Origin of the sequence: Mycobacterium sp. E796, assembly GCF_001672815.1 — a bacterium.
GTDB lineage: Bacteria > Actinomycetota > Actinomycetes > Mycobacteriales > Mycobacteriaceae > Mycobacterium.
Window position 1 is genome coordinate 1 of the sequence record NZ_LZKK01000139.1, and the last position, 1129, is coordinate 1129.

Consider the following 1129-nt stretch of genomic DNA (forward strand, 5'->3'; position numbering starts at 1 on the left):
CGCGCCCCTGACCTGCACACGACGGGTCGAAAGTCCCTAGTCGCATCGGCGGGTCCGCGCGAATACTTCTGTCCTACAGACGAGTCGATCAGGACCAATTGGGGGACGGAAATGTCTGCGGTGAGCGTTGCGCCAGAACTGATTAGCCAAGCGGCAACGGATTTGGCGGGTATCGGTTCAACGGTCAACGCTGCGCATATGACAGCGGGGCCCTCGACACTTTTCGTGCGCCCCGCTGCCGCCGATGAGGTGTCGGCGGGGATCGCGCATCTGTTCTCCGGTTACGCCCAGGACTATCACGCGCTGGCCGGGAAGGCGGCGGCGTTTCAGGAGCAATTTGTGCAGCACCTGACTGCGAGTGCCGCCTCCTACGCCAGCGCTGAGGCGGCCAACATGGCGTCGTTGCTAAAGCCCTTGGGAGGGGTTGTGAACTTGATTGGCAGCGCCGTCGGGGCTGTCCGATACGAGTTAGGCAACATTGTTAGCGCAGCTTTCGACCAATTACTCAAGATATTGGGCGCAGCCTTTTACCAGTTTTGGATATTTATTCAAGGCTACCCGGCGTTATGGAGCATTTTCGTTACGGTCGGCACTTTTGTAATCATAGGCGCTTGGGTAGCACTAGTTTTACTTTTTATTGCAACAGGTACTCCCATTCCGATGTTCTTCCCGATCTAACAGACGCGCTCTGCGTTGCGGCCTGCCTCTTGGCCCTGGCCGGACATCGCCATCACCACCAGCGTCCACGTCCGGGACAACCGCGACGGCACCTTCAAAGCCGAGACACGCCTCGTCGTCGGCTAGACGCTGCCCGACCACGAACGTGAAAGGTTCGGCGAAGGAACGATGGAGAATCCAACCCTCGCGACCAACTCGTTGGGCGTCGATCCGACTGCGCGAACCTCACCGACCGCGCTGAGGGGGGCGTCATCTCAATACCCACGCCCGGCATTAAGCAAAACAAGCCACCATGGCCCGTATAAAGCAACACTTAAAAGAAACAGTAGCAAAAAGGGTACAATCGCTAGCAACATTAATAAAGATGTAATCATCGTTATCAATGTCTCTATTCCGGCTTGAATATTTGTTATCACATTCGCTATTAAATCGCTCATCGTGGACTGGGCGG

At 56.2% G+C, this 1129-nt stretch carries 2 protein-coding genes; one reads left to right on the forward strand and one right to left on the reverse strand.

The genetic code is table 11. The features are described from left to right. The coding region (locus A5706_RS10670) for a PE family protein (RefSeq protein ID WP_231985165.1) at positions 1 to 678 on the forward strand (678 nt) is incomplete at its 5' end. A 254-nt stretch (positions 679 to 932) separates the two neighbouring features. Here the strand turns inward: A5706_RS10670 and A5706_RS34230 are convergent. After that, a partial coding sequence (locus A5706_RS34230; protein ID WP_231985166.1) for a hypothetical protein occupies positions 933 to 1129 on the reverse strand: 197 nt, incomplete at its 5' end.